The organism is Thermoanaerobaculia bacterium, assembly GCA_035717485.1.
Taxonomy (GTDB): Bacteria; Acidobacteriota; Thermoanaerobaculia; order UBA5066; family DATFVB01; genus DATFVB01.
On sequence record DASTIQ010000303.1, the window covers coordinates 21,056 to 38,764 of the forward strand.

11 protein-coding genes are annotated in these 17,709 nt (G+C 70.1%); 6 read left to right on the forward strand and 5 right to left on the reverse strand.

Annotation, left to right across the window (positions count from 1 at the left end; translation table 11 throughout):
• The 5 genes from VFS34_15920 to VFS34_15940 all read right to left on the reverse strand — a co-directional run bounded on the left by VFS34_15920 (position 1) and on the right by VFS34_15940 (position 9,403).
• A complete protein-coding gene (locus VFS34_15920) occupies positions 1 to 2,418 on the reverse strand; it encodes an ABC transporter permease (protein HET9795939.1) in 2,418 nt (805 codons plus the stop codon).
• Positions 2,419 to 2,433: 15 nt separating this feature from the next.
• Complete coding sequence (locus VFS34_15925; GenBank protein HET9795940.1) at positions 2,434 to 4,863, reverse strand: ADOP family duplicated permease; 2,430 nt, start codon at positions 4,861 to 4,863, stop codon at positions 2,434 to 2,436.
• The gene (locus tag VFS34_15930) at positions 4,860 to 7,325 is read right to left on the reverse strand and encodes an ADOP family duplicated permease (protein HET9795941.1); all 2,466 of its coding nucleotides are present in this window, start codon (positions 7,323 to 7,325) and stop codon (positions 4,860 to 4,862) included. The genes VFS34_15925 and VFS34_15930 overlap by 4 nt, the downstream gene beginning before the upstream one ends.
• Positions 7,326 to 7,439: 114 nt before the next feature.
• Positions 7,440 to 8,144 carry an ABC transporter ATP-binding protein gene (locus VFS34_15935; GenBank protein HET9795942.1) on the reverse strand — a complete coding sequence of 235 codons (705 nt, stop codon included), beginning with the start codon at positions 8,142 to 8,144 and terminating at the stop codon, positions 7,440 to 7,442.
• Positions 8,145 to 8,155: 11 nt separating this feature from the next.
• Positions 8,156 to 9,403, reverse strand: coding sequence for an HlyD family efflux transporter periplasmic adaptor subunit (locus tag VFS34_15940; protein HET9795943.1), 1,248 nt, complete (start codon positions 9,401 to 9,403; stop codon positions 8,156 to 8,158).
• Positions 9,404 to 9,671: 268 nt separating this feature from the next.
• On the opposite strand from VFS34_15940, the gene lon reads away from it, so the two are divergent.
• From lon to VFS34_15970, 6 genes are all read left to right on the forward strand, one after another.
• A complete protein-coding gene (lon, locus tag VFS34_15945; protein HET9795944.1) occupies positions 9,672 to 12,170 on the forward strand; it encodes an endopeptidase La in 2,499 nt (832 codons plus the stop codon).
• Between the two features lie 129 nt (positions 12,171 to 12,299).
• Entirely contained in the window at positions 12,300 to 13,544 is a 1,245-nt protein-coding gene (locus tag VFS34_15950; protein HET9795945.1) for a hypothetical protein, read from the forward strand.
• A 266-nt stretch (positions 13,545 to 13,810) separates the two neighbouring features.
• Complete coding sequence (locus VFS34_15955; GenBank protein ID HET9795946.1) at positions 13,811 to 15,253, forward strand: S-layer homology domain-containing protein; 1,443 nt, start codon at positions 13,811 to 13,813, stop codon at positions 15,251 to 15,253.
• Positions 15,254 to 15,453: 200 nt separating this feature from the next.
• On the forward strand, positions 15,454 to 16,785 hold the full coding sequence (locus VFS34_15960; GenBank protein ID HET9795947.1) for an O-antigen ligase family protein: 1,332 nt from the start codon (positions 15,454 to 15,456) through the stop codon (positions 16,783 to 16,785).
• A complete protein-coding gene (locus VFS34_15965) occupies positions 16,782 to 17,306 on the forward strand; it encodes a hypothetical protein (GenBank protein ID HET9795948.1) in 525 nt (174 codons plus the stop codon). The genes VFS34_15960 and VFS34_15965 overlap by 4 nt, the downstream gene beginning before the upstream one ends.
• Before the next feature lie 2 nt (positions 17,307 to 17,308).
• The coding region (locus tag VFS34_15970; protein HET9795949.1) for a hypothetical protein at positions 17,309 to 17,709 on the forward strand (401 nt) is incomplete at its 3' end.

The following is a 17,709-nucleotide window of genomic DNA, read 5'->3' on the forward strand; positions in this document are numbered from 1 at the left end:
TCACTCCTCTCGCAGGGCGACGATGGGGTCGACGCGAAGGGCGCGCCGCCCCGGCACGACCGACGCCGCGAAAGCGACGGCCAGGAGGATCATCGCGACGGCCGCGTAGGTCAGCCCGTCGGTGGCGGCGACGTCGAAGAGGAGGGCCGAAAGCGCGCGCGACACGAGCGCCGCGCCGATCAGTCCGATCGCGACGCCGATCGACGCGAGGAGCATTCCGCGCCCGACGACGCTCCGCAGGATGTCGCGCCGGGCCGCGCCGAGCGCCATGCGGACCCCGATCTCATGGGTGCGCCGCGCGACGGAGTACGAGAGCACGCCGTAGATCCCGATCGCGGCGAGCGCCAGCGCGAGCCCCGCGAAGATGGCCGTCAGGAAGGCGCGAAAGCGCGGTTGTTCGGTCGACTCCGCGACGACGTCGGCGAGCGGACGAATGTCGTGGACGGGCTCGTCGGGGTCGATCTCCGACACGGCCGTTCGGAGGGCCGCCGCCACGACGTCGGGGCGGCGCGCCCGGACGACGATCGCCATGCCGTCGGCCGCGTCCTGGGCATAGGGCTGGTACAGCTGGTTCGGCGCCGCGGACTCGAGCGACTCGCTGCGGGCGTCGCCGATGATCCCGACGATCGTGACCCAGTCGTTCGGCCCCGGCTCGTCCGCGAGGGAAATCCGTCGGCCGATCGGATCCTGTCCCGGAAATATCCTGTCGGCGAGCGTGCGATTGACGATCGCGACCTTCGGCGCTTCACGAGTATCGGCGGCCGAAAAACGTCGTCCGCGCAGGAGCGGAAGCCCGATCGTCTCGAAGTAGCCGGGCATGACCGACTGCTGGAAGGCGAACAGGGGATTGGCGCGATCGCGGACGCGTCCCTCGACGACGAACGACAGGTGCCACAGGCGGTCCTCCTCGAGCGGGAGATTGGACACGGCGCCCGCACTCTCGACGCCCGGAAGAGCGCGCAGGCGATCGAGCAGACGCGCGCCGAAAGCCGCGATGTCGCGCCCCCGAGGGTATTTCGATTCCGGGAAGTCGAGCTGCGCGGTGACGACGCCTTCGGTCCGAAAGCCCGGATCGACGCGTTCGAGACGCCAGAAGCTCTTCAGCATCAAGCCCGCCGTGATCAGGAGCACGACCGAAAGCGCGAGCTCGGACGCGACGAGAACCCTCCCCGCCCGGCCTTCGCCTCCAGCCAGCCGCCGGTCGCCGTTCTTCAGCGAATCGGCGAGGCGCTTGATCGAGGCGTGCGTCGCGGGTGCGAGGCCGAAGAGAACGCCGGTCGCGACGGAGATCGCGAGCGCGTACGCCAGCACGACCAGGTCCAGCCGGGCCTGGTCGAGGCGAGGAATGTCGGCGGGACCGAAGCGCCGGATGAGCGCGACGCCCCCCGCCGCCGCGACGACCCCCAGCGCGCCGCCGATCAGGGAGAGCGCGACGCTTTCGACCATCAGCTGACCGATCAGGCGCCCGCGTCCGGCGCCGAGCGCCGCGCGGACGGCGATTTCGCGCGAGCGCGCCGTCGCGCGCGAAAGGAGCATGTTCGCGACGTTGACCGAGGCGATCGCGAGCAGGAGAAAGACCGACCCGAGGAGGGCGAGGAGCGCCGGCCGTGTGGGACCGGAGATTTCCCGGGAGAGCGGAAACGCGTCGATCTCGTGGTTGGTGTTCGATTTGGGGTACGTGCGCTGCAGAAAACGGGCGACGCCCGCGAGGTCCGCGCGGGCGGCGGCGAGCGTCACCCCGCGCTTCAAGCGGGCGACGACGCTCAGGTAGTGCCCGCTCCGGTTGTCCGGGCGGTATCCGTGGGTGATCGGGACGAAGAGATTCCCGGCCGTGGCCGCGGCAATGTTCGGAAGCCGGATTCCCTCCGGCGCGACGCCGATCACGGTAAAGGGCTTCCCGTCGAGCAGGATCTTTCTCCCGAGGATGTGCGGATCCGCGAGAAAACGCCGCACGAAGAAGCGGTGTCCGAGGACGACGACGTCGTCGCGGCCCTTCGTTTCCTCCTCCCGCCGGAAGCCGCGGCCGGGCTGTGGGGTGACGCCGAGGACGTCGAAGAAGCTCGCCGAAACGACGGCGCTGTCGACGCGTTCCGGCGGACCGTCGCCGGTCAAATTGAACGTCCAGCCGGAGTAGGCCGCCGCCCCGTCGAACGACCGGCTCCGGTCGCGCCAGTCGAGAAAATCCGGATAGCTCGCGACGACGTGGTCGCTCTTCGGCCGCCGTTCCCAGAGCATCACGAGGCGCTGCGGATCGCGGTAGGGAAGAGGCCGGAGGACGACGGCATCGACGACCGAAAAGATGGCCGTGTTGGCGCCGATTCCGAGGGCGATCGTCGCGATCGCGACCGCGGCGAAGCCGGGCGACTTGCGAAGCGAGCGCACGGCGTAGCGGATGTCGGAGAGGAGGTGGGAGATCATCGGTGAACCCTCATTTCATTCCGCACGAAGCACGGCCGCGGGGTCGACGCGCGCGGCGCGCCGCGCCGGCGGCCAGCAGGCGAAAACGGCGGCCGCGCCGAGGACCGCCGCGGCCGACGCGAGCGCCCGGGTGTCCAGCGCCGCCGTGGCGAAGAGGAACGCGGGCATGGCGCGGGCCATGGCGAAAGCGACGGCGGCCCCCGCGGCCATCCCTCCCGCGAGGAGCCGGGACGCGTCGCGAACGACGATTCCGCGGATGTCGGATCCCTCCGCGCCGAGCGCCATCCGAAGCGCGAACTCCTTGCGTCGGCGGAGGAGCACCGCGGAGAAGAGTCCGTGGATGCCGAGCGCCGCCAGGAGCACCGCGACGAGTCCGGCCCCCGACGCGACCCGGGCGGCGAGGAAGACGTCCGCCATCGACGACGAGACCTGGTCCCGCATCGTCATGACCTCGGTCACCGGAATCGCCGGATCGGCATCGCTCGCGGCCTGGCGGAGCCGCTCGAGCATCGTTCGGGGGTCGTGGGCGGTGCGGATCACGAGCCGCGAGTCGATCGGATGGCCGAACGGGAACTGCCAGTACGCGAGATACACGAACGGGACGGAGGACCGGGATGCCGGGCGGAGCTGCGCGTCCCGGAAAACGCCCACGACCGTGAACGGAACGCCGTCGACCAGGATCGCGCGACCGAGAGCGTCGGCGCCGGGCCAGATCCCATCCGCCAGAGAGGCGTTGACGAGCGCGACGGCGGGAGAGCCGGTCCGGTCGCCCGCGTCGAACTCGCGTCCGTGCAGGAGCGGGATGCCGAGCGTGGCGAGGAACCGGGGGCCGATTTCGTGGTATCCGACCCGGCGTCCCGGCGCGGCGGCGGCCGCCGCCGTCGTGACCGTCGCTTCGCCCGTTTCCCGCCACGCGAAGCCGGCGCCGCGGGCCAGGCTGACGGATTCGACTCCCGGCATCGCTTCGAGGCGGCGAACCACCTCCCGGGTGTACCGTTCGGCGCGATCGGCGGAGGCGCCGACGAGCCGCGGGCGCAGACGCATCAGGGCGACCCGCGACGGATCGAAGCGCTTTCCGGAGCGGATGCTCGAGGCGCTGCGGGAGAGGAGGCCGGCGGCCGCGACGAGGGCGAACGAGAGGGCGATCTGGCCGGCCACGAGGAATGCGCGGTGACGGCTCTTTCCCGGGTCGCGGTCGTCCTTCAGCGCGGCGACGACGTTCGATCGGACCGCGTGAAGGGCGGGAAACAACCCGCAGAGCAGCCCGCCGAGGAGAGCGAGCGTGAGCGACGACAACCAGACGCGGACGGAGAGGGCAACCGGGAAAGCCCGGACGTAACCTTCCGAATCGGCCGTGTAGAAGGGGAGGACCCCCCCGCGCGCGGGAACCGAGAGGAGGACGCCGAGCGCGCCGGCGGCGCCGGCGGCGAGCAGGCTCTCGACGACGAGCTTCCGGACGAGCCGCGAGGGGGCGCATCCCAGGCTGCGCCGGATGGCGAGCTCCCTGCGCCGCGCCGCCGCCCGGACGCCCTGCACGCCGGCGACGTTGGCGCACGACACGAGGAGCAGGAGGAGAGCCATCGCGGCGAGGAGGCGCATCGACGGAAGCATCGACCGCCGGACCCCGTCTTCGACTCCGCGCGCCCGATCGGCCACGAGGACGGCCCGCCGTTTCTCTGCCCCGCCGCGTCCATCGAGCGCGGGCCCGAGCGCCGCGAGGGCGGCCCGAACCCTTCCGATCGTCCATCCCGGGGCCACGCGGCCGATGATCTCGAGGGGCCGCGCGTGACCCGCGAGGGCGTCTCCCCATCGGTATCCGACCCGGAGCATCATCGTCGGGATCCAGAGGTCGTTCGCCGTTTCCGCGCGGGCTCCTCCGAAACCGCGCGGGGCGATCCCGACGACGGTGAAGGCGACGTCGTTGATCTTCACGACGCGTCCGAGGATCGCCGGGTCGCCGCCGAACCGGTCGCGCCAGAAACCTTCGCCGAGGACGACGACCGGGTCGCGGTCCGGAACCGCGTCTTCCTCCTCGCGGAAGAAGCGGCCCAGGGCGGGACGGACGCCGAGTGTTGCGAAGTAGTTCGCGCTCACGACGGCTCCCTGCGCCTCCCGGGCTCCGTCCGGGCCGTCGACGACGAGCGGAGCGGAGGAATAGTGCGCCGCGAGCGACTGCCAGCCGCGAGCCCGCGAGCGCAGGTCCCGATACTCGGGATACGAGAACGAACCGTTCGCGCGGCCGTTCTCGACCCGGACGACGCGCGCGAGCCCGTCGGGAGAAGGAACCGGAAGCGGCCGAAAGAAGATGGTCTCCGCCACGGTCAGGATGACGGCATTGGCGGCGATCGCGAGCCCGAGGATCGCGACCGACGCCGCGGTCGCCCCCGGGAACCGGCGCATCGCGCGGAGGCCGTCCCTGAGGTCGTGGAGGAGTCCCGGCATCATTCCTGCCGGAGCGCTTCCGCGGCCGGAAGGCGCAGCAGCCGCAGGGACGGCAGGACGATCGCGATGGCCGCGCACGCCGCGAGGACCGCCGCCGAAGAAGCGAGGGAGACCGGATCGGCCGCCTCGACGCCGAACAGGATCGCCCGGGCGAACCCGGCGAAGACGACCGCGAGGACGGTGCCCGCCGCGATTCCCGCCGCGACGAGACGAGCCTGCTCCGAGAGGAGGAGCGTGAGAAGGCTCACCGGCCGGGCGCCGAGCGCCGTTCGGATCCCCATCTCCCGCTGGCGCTGGGCGATCGCGTACGCGGTGATGCCCGCCAGTCCCGTGCACGCGAGAACGAGGGCGGCGCCGGAGAAGAGAGAGAGGAGGACGAGGCCGAGCCGCCGCGACGCGACGGCCGCAGCGATCACCTCGTCCATCGATCGGATTGTCACGGGGACCGTGGGATCGAGCTCCCGGGCGGCCTTTCGGGCGGCGTCGGCGAACCGGAGGGGATCGCCGGAAGACCGGAGGACGACCGTGACGGCCGGTCCCTTCTGGCGCTGGGCGACGTTCCCGTAAATGACCGGTTCCGGCGGATCTTCGAGCCGCTGCGGGTGCACGTCGCCGACGACGCCGACGACGGTCATCGTCCGGAGGTCGCCGTCCATGTTGCCGAACTCGATGGTCTGACCGATCGGGTCGCGCCCGCGGAACCGGCTCCGCGCGAGCGTCTCGCTGATCACCGCGACGTGGGGAGCGTCGGCGGAATCCCGCGCGTCGAACAGGCGCCCGCGAAGGAGCGGGATGCCCATGGCGGGGAAGTAGCCGCCCGTCGCGAGGGCATAGTCCGCCGATCCGGTCCGGGCCGGATCCCGGAAGAGGCGCTCGAAATCGGAAAGCGAGGAGAGCGCCTGTCCGGGAGCCATGAGGAGGAAGGTCCCGTCCGGGAAACCGTCCCCCAGGGGAAGGGAATCCGTCGCGCCGACGCGCTCGACCCCCGGGAGCCGGCCGAGGCGTTCGAGGAGAGCGGCGATCTGCGCCTTGCGCCGGGCGCGAAACGCCCCGGCATCCGTGCCCGGGAGGTAGAGCGTGTCCGCGTCCGGAAGGTACAGGGTCATCGTCAGCACCGGTTTCGGATCGAATCCGAGCGGCACGTCGAGGAGCTTCGTGAGGCTGCGGCCGAGGAGCGCGACGCCGGCGAGGAGCGCCGCAGTCATCGCGAGCTGGCCGACCGAGAGAACCCGCTGCGCCCGCCGCGTGCGCCGGTCTCCGGTCGACTGGTTTCCGCGGAGCACGTCCGCGAGCCGGCTCCCGAATTCGGACCAGGCGGTCGCCACGGCGAGGAGGGCGGCCGCGAACACGGCGAGCAGCACGGCCGCGGCGACGACCGGCGCGTCGACCGCGATCTCGCCGGCCCGGGGGAGATCGGGAGGAGCCAGGCGCGCGAGCGCGCCCACGAGCGCGGCCGAGAGGAGGATTCCGAGCCCCCCGCCCGGCACGGCGATGCCGAGCGCTTCCGCGAGGAACGTCCGTACCAGGTCGAGGCGCCCGGCGCCGAGAGCGCGTCGGATGGCGATCTCGCGACGCCGCGACGCGGCGCGGGCGAGCAGCAGCGCGACCACGTCCACGCAGCCGACGAGGAAGAGAGCGCCGGCGGCGCCGAGGAGGAGGAGAAGCGCCGGCCGGATCCGCCCGACGAGGGTTTCGCGGAGCGGCGTGACCGCGGCATTCTGCATGTCGGTCCGCTTGCCGTTCTCGGCGGCGAGCCTCCGCGCGATCGCGGAAACGTCCGCCTGGGCGCGCGCGACGGGGACGCCGGCGCGGAGCAGGCCGACGACGCGGTCGTTGTGCGCCGTGCGGCCCGGGAGCCAGGGAAAGCGCTCGCGCGCCCGCCACACCTGCGCTCCGTCGGGGAACGGGAATCCGGGAGGCATGACGCCCACGACGGCGTGGGGCACGCCATCGATGCGGATCGTCGCTCCCGAAAGGTCGCGCGCGGCGCCGAGATGCGTCCGCCAGAAGCGGTCGCCGACGATCGCGGCCGCCGGCCCCCCCGGGGAACGCTCTTCCGCGGTGAACGAACGGCCGACCGACGGCTGCGCTCCGAATGCCTCGAAGAATCCGCGGGAGACCATCGCGCACTTGGCGCGAAAAGCCTCGGCGGGTGTCGCGATCGCGGCATCCCACGCGGAGTACTCGCCGAGCTCGTCGAACGCCCGGCTCTGGTCCCGCAGATCGAGATAGTTCGCGTCGGAGACCCGCATGGAGCGCCCGCGCGCGTCGACCTCCGCGACATCGACGAGCCGATCGGCGTGCGGGTAGGGGAGCGGCCGGAGGAGCACTCCGTAGACCACGGAAAAGATCGCGGTGTCGGCACCGATGCCGATCGCGAGCGAGACGATCGCCGCGGCCGCGAATCCCGGCCGAGCCGCGAGGTTTCGGGCGGCATGGCGGAGATCGACGAGGAATCCCTTCATCGATGCCTCCTCATCGCTTTCCGAAATTCCACGGCCGAAATCGGGGCGTGTCGGTCCGGCTCGAACGGGAGGGCGAAAGGCCGTGCGTCATCGGATCCTCCTGCCGGCCCGGACTCAGGCCTCGGCGGCGAGCGTCTCTTCCACGATCCGTCCGTCGAAGACGTGGATCGTGCGTTCCGCATGGCGGGCGAACCGCGGATCGTGCGTGACCGTGCAGATCGTCGCGCCCTCCCGATGGAGCTCGCGGAGGAGCTCCATCACCGATTCGGCGTTCCGGGAGTCGAGGTTTCCGGTCGGCTCGTCCGCCAGGAGGATCGAGGGGGATCCGGCGAGCGCGCGGGCGACGGCCACGCGCTGCTGCTGGCCGCCGGAGAGCTGGGCGGGGTAGTGCTTCGTGCGGTGGCTCATGCCGACCCGCTCGAGCGACTCGTGGACGCGCTGCTTCCGCTCGGCCGACGACATGCCCCGGTACGTCAGCGGGAGCTCGACGTTCTCGTACACCGTGAGGTCGCCGATCAGGTTGAAGCTCTGGAAGATGAATCCGATCTCCCGGTTCCGGATGCGCGCCCGCTCCGACGGACCGATGTCCTCGACCGCCTTGCCGTTCAGGATGTACTGGCCGTGGGTCGGCGTGTCCAGAAGACCCATGATCGCGAGGAGCGTCGACTTCCCCGAGCCGGAAGGTCCCGCGATCGCCACGTACTCGCCCTTGCGGATGTCGAGGTGGATCTCCGACAGCGCGTGGGTCTCCACCTCGTCGGTGTAGAAGACCTTGCGGATGCCTTCCATGTGAATCAGGGAGTCCGGATGTGCCGTCATCGCCCTTCCTTTCATTCGAGGCGGACGCGGTTGAACCCGTCCCATCTCGACATGTCCGACAGAATCGCCTGGTCGCCGGCCTTCAGGCCGTCGAGAACTTCGACCGCGTTGACCGAACCGCGTCCGAGCTTGACCGGCACGCGCGACGCGAACTTTCCGCCGGGCTCGAGGACGAACATTCCGACCGTGCTCTGCTCCTGGCCGAAGGCGGGGCGGCCGATCGAGAGCACGTTCTCGAGCTTCTCGAGCTGGATCGTCCCGTCGACCGAGAGGTCCGGGCGCGCGCCCTTGGGAAGGGGCCCGCGGATCGCCACGTCGACCGTGACGGTGCCGTTCTGGACGGCCGGATCGATGCGCGAGACGGTTCCCGCGACGATGCCGTTCCTCGTGTCGATCTCCGCCGGCTGCCCGGCGAGGATGTCCTTCGCCTGCGTTTCGGCGATCTTCAGTTCCGCTTTCAATTTGTCGGGCTGGGCGACCTTGGCGAGGGTGGCGCCGGGGGCCACGCGCTGGCCGACCTCGACCGGCACCTGCTGGAGGATGCCGTCGATGCCCGCCCGGACTTTCAGCTGGCCCGCCTGGTCGCGCCGCACCGCCGAGAGCGCCTGAACCTTCTCGACGGCCGTCTTCTGGCTCGCGAGCTGGGCGGTCACCGACTCGTCGGCCATCGCCACCCGTTTCTTCTCGATCTCGAGCCGCTTGGCGAGCTCCTTGACCTTGCCGCGCGAGTTCTCGAGCACGAGACTGGAGACGAGCCCGTCGGCGAAAAGTTTCTCGTTCATGTCGCGCTCGCGGGCCGCCTGGTTGTAGTCGGCTTCGGTCGTCGCGAGGCTCGCCTCCTCGTCGAGGCGCTGCCCTTCGATCTTCACCTTCTGGCTGATGAAGTCCGCCTCGGCGGACTTGAGCTGCAGCGCGGCGTCCTGCGAGGCGAGGGTCACGTCCGGGTTCGACAGCTCGAGGATCACGGTGTCGGCCTTCACCGCCGTCCCGGGGAGCACGAGGATCTTTTCCACCCTTCCATCCGTCGCCGCCGGGATCCAGCGGATCACTTCGGGGACGAGGGTCCCGGTACCGCGCACCTGGCGGAGCATCTCGCCCCGTTTGGCCACGTCGATCCAGAGCGTGGCCCGGTCGACGGTGGGCGCGGCGGGCTTCAGACGTCGAAGCCCGAGGGTGACGAGGAGAAGCGCCAGCGCTCCCGCCCCCGCCATCAGGATCCGGCGGCGACGCGGTTTGCGGGTGTCTCTCGGAATGTCCATCGATTTCCTTCCCGAAGGCCCGTTAACAATCTCGGTGCCACATCGAACGCCTTGGTTCTGCAGACATTTACGCTGACGCGCCCGAAGAGGAATGGCCGGGCACGGGATTTGATAATCCCACGAACGGACACTTAACCGTACATGAGTGTCCCGCGGTCAGGTCTTTCCGAAAAAGAAATAATACGCGCGGGCTCAATGTTTTCATTGTCGAACGCCCAAGCCATCGGTCGGACTCGCGAAAAGCGGGCTGTTCAGAGGAGTGAATCTGATGTCTGAAACCCTGTCTCTCCCCGTCGTCCCGATGCGGTCGGCGGTTCTGTTTCCCGGGGTGGCCGTACCGATCACGGCCGGGCGAAAGCCGACGCTGCGGGCGATCGAAGCGGCCCTGGCGCGGCCGGAGCCCCTCGTTTTCGCGGTCACGCAGCGGCAGGACGTCGACGACGTGACCCCCGAAGGGCTCTACACGATCGGGACGATCGCATCGATCGGTGCGGTCCAGCGCGGCCTCGGCGGGACGCGTCTGCTCCTGAACGGAAAACAGCGCGGGATCGCGATGCGGATCGCCGAGAAGGACGGCCATCTCGAGGCCACCGTGCTCGAGGCGAAGGAGATGCTTCCGCTCGATCCGAAGGACCCCGCCTTCGTCGCTCTCCACAAGGAAGCCCGGGAACGCGCGTCCGAGCTCGGGAAGCGCTCCGGCGTTCCCGAGGAAGTGATCGAGCAGATCCTCGGCGAAGTCGGAGAGCCGGGCCGCCTCGCGGACCTCGTCGCGGGATACGTCGAGATTCCGACGGCGGAGCGGCAGGGGCTGCTCGAAACCCTTTCGGTCGAGGATCGTCTGCGCCGCGTGCTGGTCTTCGTGCAGCGCCAGATCGGGATGATCGAGGCGCAGGAGGACATCAAGACGAAGGTGCAGGAGGAGCTGGGCGACCGCCAGCGCGAGATGTACCTCCGCGAGCAGATGAAGGCGATCCAGAAAGAGCTCGGCGAGGGCGAGGGGAGCGAGGAGGGGGTCAAGGAGCTCAAGGAGAAGCTCGACGCCCTGACGCTTCCCGAGGAGGTTCGCAAGGAAATCGACCGGGAGTGGAGTCGCCTCACGCGGATCCAGAGAGAGTCCCTGGAGGCCCAGATCCTGCGGAGCTATCTCGAGTACGTCTCGGAACTCCCCTGGTCGACGCGGAGCGCGGATCATCTGGACGTGGGCGAGGCCTCGCGGATTCTCGACGAAGACCACTACGGACTGAAGGACGTCAAGGACCGGATCGTCGAGTTCCTCGCGGTCCGGCAGCTGCGCGACGCCGAGGCGCGGCGCGCGGCCGAGTCGAAGGAATCCGAATCGCCGGCCGGCGGCGCTCCCAAAGAACCCGCCCGCGCTCAAGCGTCGGGGAAGGGCCGGATCCTCCTGTTCGTCGGTCCCCCCGGCGTCGGCAAGACGTCGATCGCGAAGTCCATCGCGCGTGCCATGGGACGCAAGTACGTCCGCATCTCGCTCGGGGGCGCCCGCGACGAAGCGGACATCCGCGGACACCGGCGGACGTACGTCGGCGCGCTTCCGGGACGGATCCTGCAGGGAATGAAGCAGGCCGGAACGAAGAACCCCGTCTTCCTGCTCGACGAGGTCGACAAGCTCGGCGTCTCGTACCAGGGCGACCCGGCGAGCGCCCTCCTCGAGGTTCTCGATCCGGCGCAGAACGACAGTTTCACCGACCACTATCTCGCCGTGCCGTTCGACCTCTCGGAGGTCTTCTTCATCGCGACGGCGAACTTCCTGCAGAACATCCCGGGGCCGCTCCTCGATCGGATGGAAGTCGTCGACTTCGCCGGCTACACCGAACGGGAGAAGCTCGAGATCGCGAAGAGCTATCTCGTGCCCCGGCAGCTCGTCGACAACGGCCTGCGCGCCGATCAGCTCTCGATCGACGACGGCGCGATCGCGGAAGTCGTCACCGGCTACACGCGAGAAGCGGGGGTCCGGCAGCTCGAGCGAGAGCTCGGGAAGCTCGCCCGCAAGATCGCCCGCCGCATCGCGGGGGGCGAGGCGGGACCGTTCGCCGTCCGCGCCGGCGACGTCGCCGGCATCCTCGGGCGCCCGAAGGTCCATGCCGAACAGAAGGCGGCCCAGGACCAGGTCGGGATCGCGACCGGCATGTATTACACGCCGGCGGGCGGCGACATCATGTTCGTCGAAGCGTCGCTCATGCGGGGGAAGGGAGAGGTGGTCCTGACCGGCCAGCTCGGCGACGTGATGAAGGAATCCGCGCGGGCCGCGTGGACCTACGCCCGCTCGCACGCCGCGGCGCTCCAGATCGACGGGGAGGCGTTCGACCGCGATGTGCACATCCACGTCCCCGCGGGCGCGATCCCGAAGGACGGACCGTCGGCCGGCATCACGATGGCGACCGCCCTCGTCTCCGCGCTTTCGAACCGTCCGGCGCGAAGCGACGTCGCGATGACCGGCGAGATCACGATTTCCGGACGCGTGCTCCCGATCGGCGGGCTCAAGGAGAAGATCCTCGGCGCGGTCCGCGCGGGAATCACGACGATCGTCATCCCGAAGGCCAACGAGCCCGATCTCGACGATCTCACCGACGAGGTGCGCGCGATGCTGACCGTGTACCCCGTTTCGGAGCTCGGCGAAGCGCTCTCGTTCACGCTCCGGGGAGCGACGTTCGCCGGCGGGCGCCTCCGTTTCGTCTCGGAGGAGATCCCGGCCGCGGCCGCCCCGCTCCCGGAGCCCGCTCCTCTCCAGAGCGAAACGCCGCACTGAGTCCCTCTCGAAATCCGGTTTCCACGGCGGCCCCTCCGGGGGCCGCTTTTCTTTTCTTCCCGGATCCCGTGGGAGAATGTCCCGCGTTTCTTCGTCGCCATGAACCGTCCGATTGGAAAGGAGACCGTCATGAGGATCCGGGCGCGCGCCATCGGAATCGCGATTTCGTTCCTGCTGTCCGCCGCGGTGTGTCCCGCGGTGGATCTCGCCGCGGGGAACCCGTCTTTCGGCCAGAGCGATGTCGGAGGAGGGGTCGCGGGCACCGTCATCGACCTCAACAATCCGGCCTCGGCGACGGGCACGCTCACCGACGTCCGGTTCGGATGGGGGTCGAGCCCCTGTCCGGCGAAGATCAAGATCTTCCACCGGGCGGGGGATACGCTCACGCTCGCCGCGGAGCAGGTCGTTTCGGCGGGCACGCTCTCGGGTGACGCTTACACGGCCGTGCTTTCCCCGCCTCTGCCGATCCACCAGGGCGACCTGATCGGCATCGCCAGTGTTCCCCCGTGCGGGTACGTCGTGTTCTCGACGAACATCTTCGCCGGGCGGCTCGTCGAATTTCCCGGCGTCGACGTGACCGGGTCGGTCTCGCTCGCGAGCGGGACTCTCCACAACTGGGGGCTCATTCTTTCCGGAACCGGCATCGCGACCGAGTACCGGGTCGGGGTTATTCCGGCGGTCGGCTCGGGTCCCGGCCTGAACGGAGCGAATTTCAAGACCTCTCTCCAGATGATCGCCCCGGTCGTGGGAGGGGACGTGACGGGGCGTCTCGTGTTCCACCCGGTCGGGGTCGGCGGCTCCGTCGACGATCCTTCGATCGACCTCTTCATCGCGCACAACCACGCGATCTCTTTCGCCGACGTGGTCGAGGCGATGGGGCAGACGGGGTTCGGAACGCTCGACGTCGTCCTGTCGGTCGACTCCGCCGTTCCGGTCACGCTCGCCCGGGTCTTCAACGACCAGGGCGCCGGCGGCACGTCGGGATTCGGAGAAGAACTCGTTCCGGTGACGGGCTCGTTCTCGTCCAGCGGCGCGATCGTCCCCAACGGGTTCACGGGGTATCTGAGCGCGCCGGTCGATCCCGACGCGGTCCGGCTGAATCTGGGCGTCCGGACTCTCGACTCCGACTCCTTCGTCTCGTTCGAGCTGAAGGACAAGCAGGGGAACCTCAAGGCCACCGCTCAATCGTCGTTTCCACCGAACTACTTCAATCAGTTTCATGCGCAGGATCTGTTCCACATGGCGCTCGCCGGGGACGACATCGTCGAGGTGAGCGTATCGACCGGGAGCGCGATCGTGTCCGGCGCCGCGACCGACAACGTGACGAACGATCCGAGCGTCCAGTTCGTCCACCCCGTCTTCGGCATCCTCTGATCCGCTGATTCGGGGCGTCGGGCGCGACACTGCCGCGCGCGACGCCCCCTTCGATCGTTTCGCTTCCTTCCGACGCGCAACGTCACGCCGCGAGCTCGCGACGCGTCCTGACGGATCGACAGATTCGTTCTCTTCGCACACCGACAATGGAGCGTTCACATCAGGCGAAACGAGGGCGTTTGCTCTACCGTGAGCTTGTCGGAAAAAAAGGGAAGCGCCGCCCCGGCGCGAGGCCACCGCGGAGCTCCCCACCTCAGGAGGACGTCATGAAAAAGGCATCATGCATTCGGCGCCGGGCGCCGATCGGATTATTCGCCCTCGTGTTTCTGCTCGGGACGGCGTTCGCGGCGCGAGCGTCGGTTTTGGCGAGCCCCCACCAGACCCTCGACGGGATCGCGGGCCAGTCGACCCACGGAATCGTCGCGGCCTGGATGTCCAATCACCAGTCCAACCACTTCACCGCCGAGATCACCTGGGGCGACGCATTGGCGGCCACCGCGGGACAGGTCTCCGCGAACGGGCAGAAGTCGTTCGACGCGCAGGGAACCCATGTGTACGCCGCTCCCGGTACCTATTACGGGATGGTGCACGTGGTCGACCTCGTGGATCAGACGGCCTCCGACATCGCGTTCACCGCGGAGATCCGCGGGACCGGGCTCGTCCCGATCGCGCTCTCGGCCGACGACCTGAGCAATGCGGACACCGATTCGGACGTCGACGGTATCTTCGAGTTCGGGGAGACGATCGTTCTCAATCCGAGCTGGTCGACGGCGACCGAGAACCTCAACAGCGTGACCGCGGCGCTCTCGAACTTCCATCGCATCGGTCAGACCGCCGCCGAGTCGTATTCGATCGTCAAGGAGACGGCGGACTACGGCTCGATCGCGAAGAACGACACGCACGACTGCCTGAGCGGCAACGACAAGCCGAACTGCTATGCGCTGGCCGCGACGCTCTCCGGGCCCCGGCCCGCGGCGCACATGGACGCCCGCGTCACGGAGACGCTGATCGGCAACGTGACGAAAACGTGGACTCTCCACATGGGAGGCAGCTTCATCGACGTTCCGGCGAACACCCCCTATTACCCGTTCGTCGAGTCGATCTTCCACAATGGGGTGACGGTCGGCTGCGCGGCCCGGTATTTCTGCCCGAACCAGGGCGTCCTGCGCGACCAGATGGCCGCGTTTCTCGCCCGCGGGTTTGCCGGGAGCGACGCCGCGGTCCCCGCGACCGGCACCGTGAATCTCGCCTCCTACGACTGCTCGACGGGCGGGAATTCGCTCTTCACCGACGTCGCCGCAGACTCTCCGTTCTGCCGTCACATTCACTACATCGCGAGCCAGTCGATCACGCTCGGATGCGGCCCGTCTCAGTATTGCCCGAACGCCCTGCTGCCCCGCAGCCAGGCGGCCATCTTCATCGCGCGTTCCCAGCCTCCGAACAATCCGGGGCTCGAGGGAGACGTGCCGATGGCGTACTCGGATCCGAACACCGGCCGCGCGTACGACTGCAACGTGGCGTCGGCGAACGTTCCGTTCTCCGACGTTCCGGCGACCGACCCGTCCTGCCGATACGTCTCGTTCGTCTGGGCGAGGGGGATCATCGACGGGTTCGCCGACGGGACCTTCCGCCCCGCGCAGATCGTCACCCGCGAGCAGGCGGCGAAGTTCCTCGACAACGGACTGGCCCTGAACCTCTATCAACCGTGACGCGATGACTCGGCGGCCCTCCGAGGGGCCGTTCCTCCGGCGCCGGGAGCCCGTCTCCCGGCGCCTTTTTTCATGAGGACGGGCGATTCGATTTTCCCTTCGCGCGACGGAGATCGATGCGTCCCGCCCGAATCCCCCCGCCTCTCTCCGAAACGCGGCGGGATTTGGCGTTCCCCGGACCATCCCCCATAATCCGCGCCGTGTCGCACCGCCGCTCCCGGCGCCCGAAGCCGCCACCCCCTCCTTCTCCTCCTCCGCCGGCGCCCGGCGAACGGGCGGCGGCGTTCGTGCTCACCGCGGCGATCGTCGCTTCGACCCTGATCGTGGACGTCCGCGCGGAGGCTCCGTTCGAGGCGCCCCAACGCTTCGCGGCGACCCTCGGCTGCGCGGCGGCCGCCGCGCTGGCGTTCACGCGCGCCGCGCGGCCGGGGGCCGCTCTCCGTCCCGCCGGAAGGATCGCCGCGCTCCTGTTCGCGGCGGCGCTGGCCGCCGCCGGAGTCTCGGCACTTCTCTCCCCCCGCTCCGGCGCCGCCCTCGATTCGTGGAGGGCGATGCTGCTCGCCGCGCTCGCGGTCCCGCTCGGCTCGGCGCTCACGGACGCGGGCTTCCGCGTCGCGGCGATCGGCTTCCTCGGGGCAGCCGTGGTGAGCTCCCTGCTCGCGCTCGCGGAGGCCGCCGGGTGGCGGGGCCCCCTCCCGATCGAGAGCGTCTCCGGACGTTCCGCCACCGGCGCGATGCTCGGCAACGAGGGACTCCTGTCGATCGTCCTGGCGGTCGCCGCGATCGCCGCCCTCGCCGCCGCGCTCTCCGCCCGGCGCCCGCTCGAACGGCGGCTCGCCGGAGCCGCCCTGCTTCCGATCGCGGCGGCGCTCGTCGTGAACCGCAATCTCACCTCGGCGGTCGCCGCGGCGTCCGGTGCCGCGATCGTCGGTTTCCGGCTCGCCGGAAGGCGGGCGATCCGCGTCGTCGCGGCGGCCGCGCTCGCGGCGGCGGCGGGAGTGGCGGCGTACGGGCCTGCCCGCGCGCGCGTCCGCGAAGCCGCCGGGTATCTCCGGGCCGCGGACTGGAACCGCCTGTTGAGCTATCGGGAGGGCCCGTGGGTGGCCGCGATCGAGATGATTCGCGACCGGCCGCTCCTCGGATACGGCCCCGGAACGTTCGGCGCGGAATTCGTTCCGCACCGTCTCGCGGCGGAAATCCGCCGGCGGGCCCGGTTCGTGAACCCGCGCTCCGACAGCGCCTACGTCGAAGCGCATTGCGATTACCTCCAGGCGGCCGCCGAGGCCGGGCTTCCCGCGGCGGCGGCCGCCGCCGGCGGACTCGGGGTTCTGCTCGCGGCGCTGTGGCGGCGGACCTCGGCCGGGCCGGCGCCGCTCCGGGCCTCCGCTCTCGGCCTTTTCGCGGTGCTCTGCGCCGGGGCGGTCTCCGCGCTCACCTGGTTCCCGCTCCAGCGTCCGGCGTCCGCGCTGCCGCTCCTCCTCGCCACCGGGCGGGCGTGGAAGGTGGCCGGGACCGGCGAGGACCCCGCGTGAAATTCGTGCGGGCGGCCGTCGTTCTCGGGTTGCTCGCCGCGGCCGTTCTCCCCGAGTGGCGACGCTACCAGGGAGACCGCCTCCTCTGGCGGATGCACGCCGTGTCGGACGCGCTCCTCGCCGACGCGGACCCGCCGGCCGCCGCGCGGCGGGCGCTCGCCGGAATGTCCCGTTCCGCCGCGGAGGCGGCGGCGGCGCTCCCCGGCGACCCGCGTCCCTGGATGATCGCGAGCGAGGCGCGGTTCGAGGCGCGCGATTTTCCGGGGGCGCTGGCGGATCTCCGCCGGGCTTCCGCGTCGGGAGAGCGCGCCGACGTGGACTTCGAAATGGGACGGGCCTTCGTGCTGGAGAAGGAATTCGCCGCGGCGCAGCAGGCGCTCGTCCGCGCGGCGTGGATCAGTCCGGCGGTCCTGGCGCCGCTTCCCGAATCGGCGCGCGCCTCGCTGGAAGACGAAGTCGCCCGGCTCGAAGGGGAGCTTCGCCGGGGCCGCCTCAACGCGCCGCCTCCACGCCCTCGCTGACGTTGCGAATTCTCTTCGTCGCGCCGCGGTTCCCGTACCCGCTTCGTCGGGGGCATCAGGTTCGGGCGTATCACCAGATCCGGCTCCTGAGCGCGAGGAATCGGATCGTCCTTTTCGCGGTATCCCGCGGAGAGCCTTCCGCCGGCTCGGTCGCCGCTCTCGAACCGTTCTGCGAGGAGATCGTCACCGCGCCGCTGTCCCCGGCCGGCGCCGCGGCGCACGCCCTGGGCGGCGTGCTCTCGGGGCGACCCGTGCAGGCGGCCGCGTATGCGGGCGCGCGCCTCCGCCGACGCCTGCGGGAGACGATCCTCCGCACGCACCCGGACGTCCTTCACGTTCAGCTCGCGCGGATGGCCCCGATCGCCGAGTCCGGGGCGGGACTGCCGCGCGTGATGGATCTCGT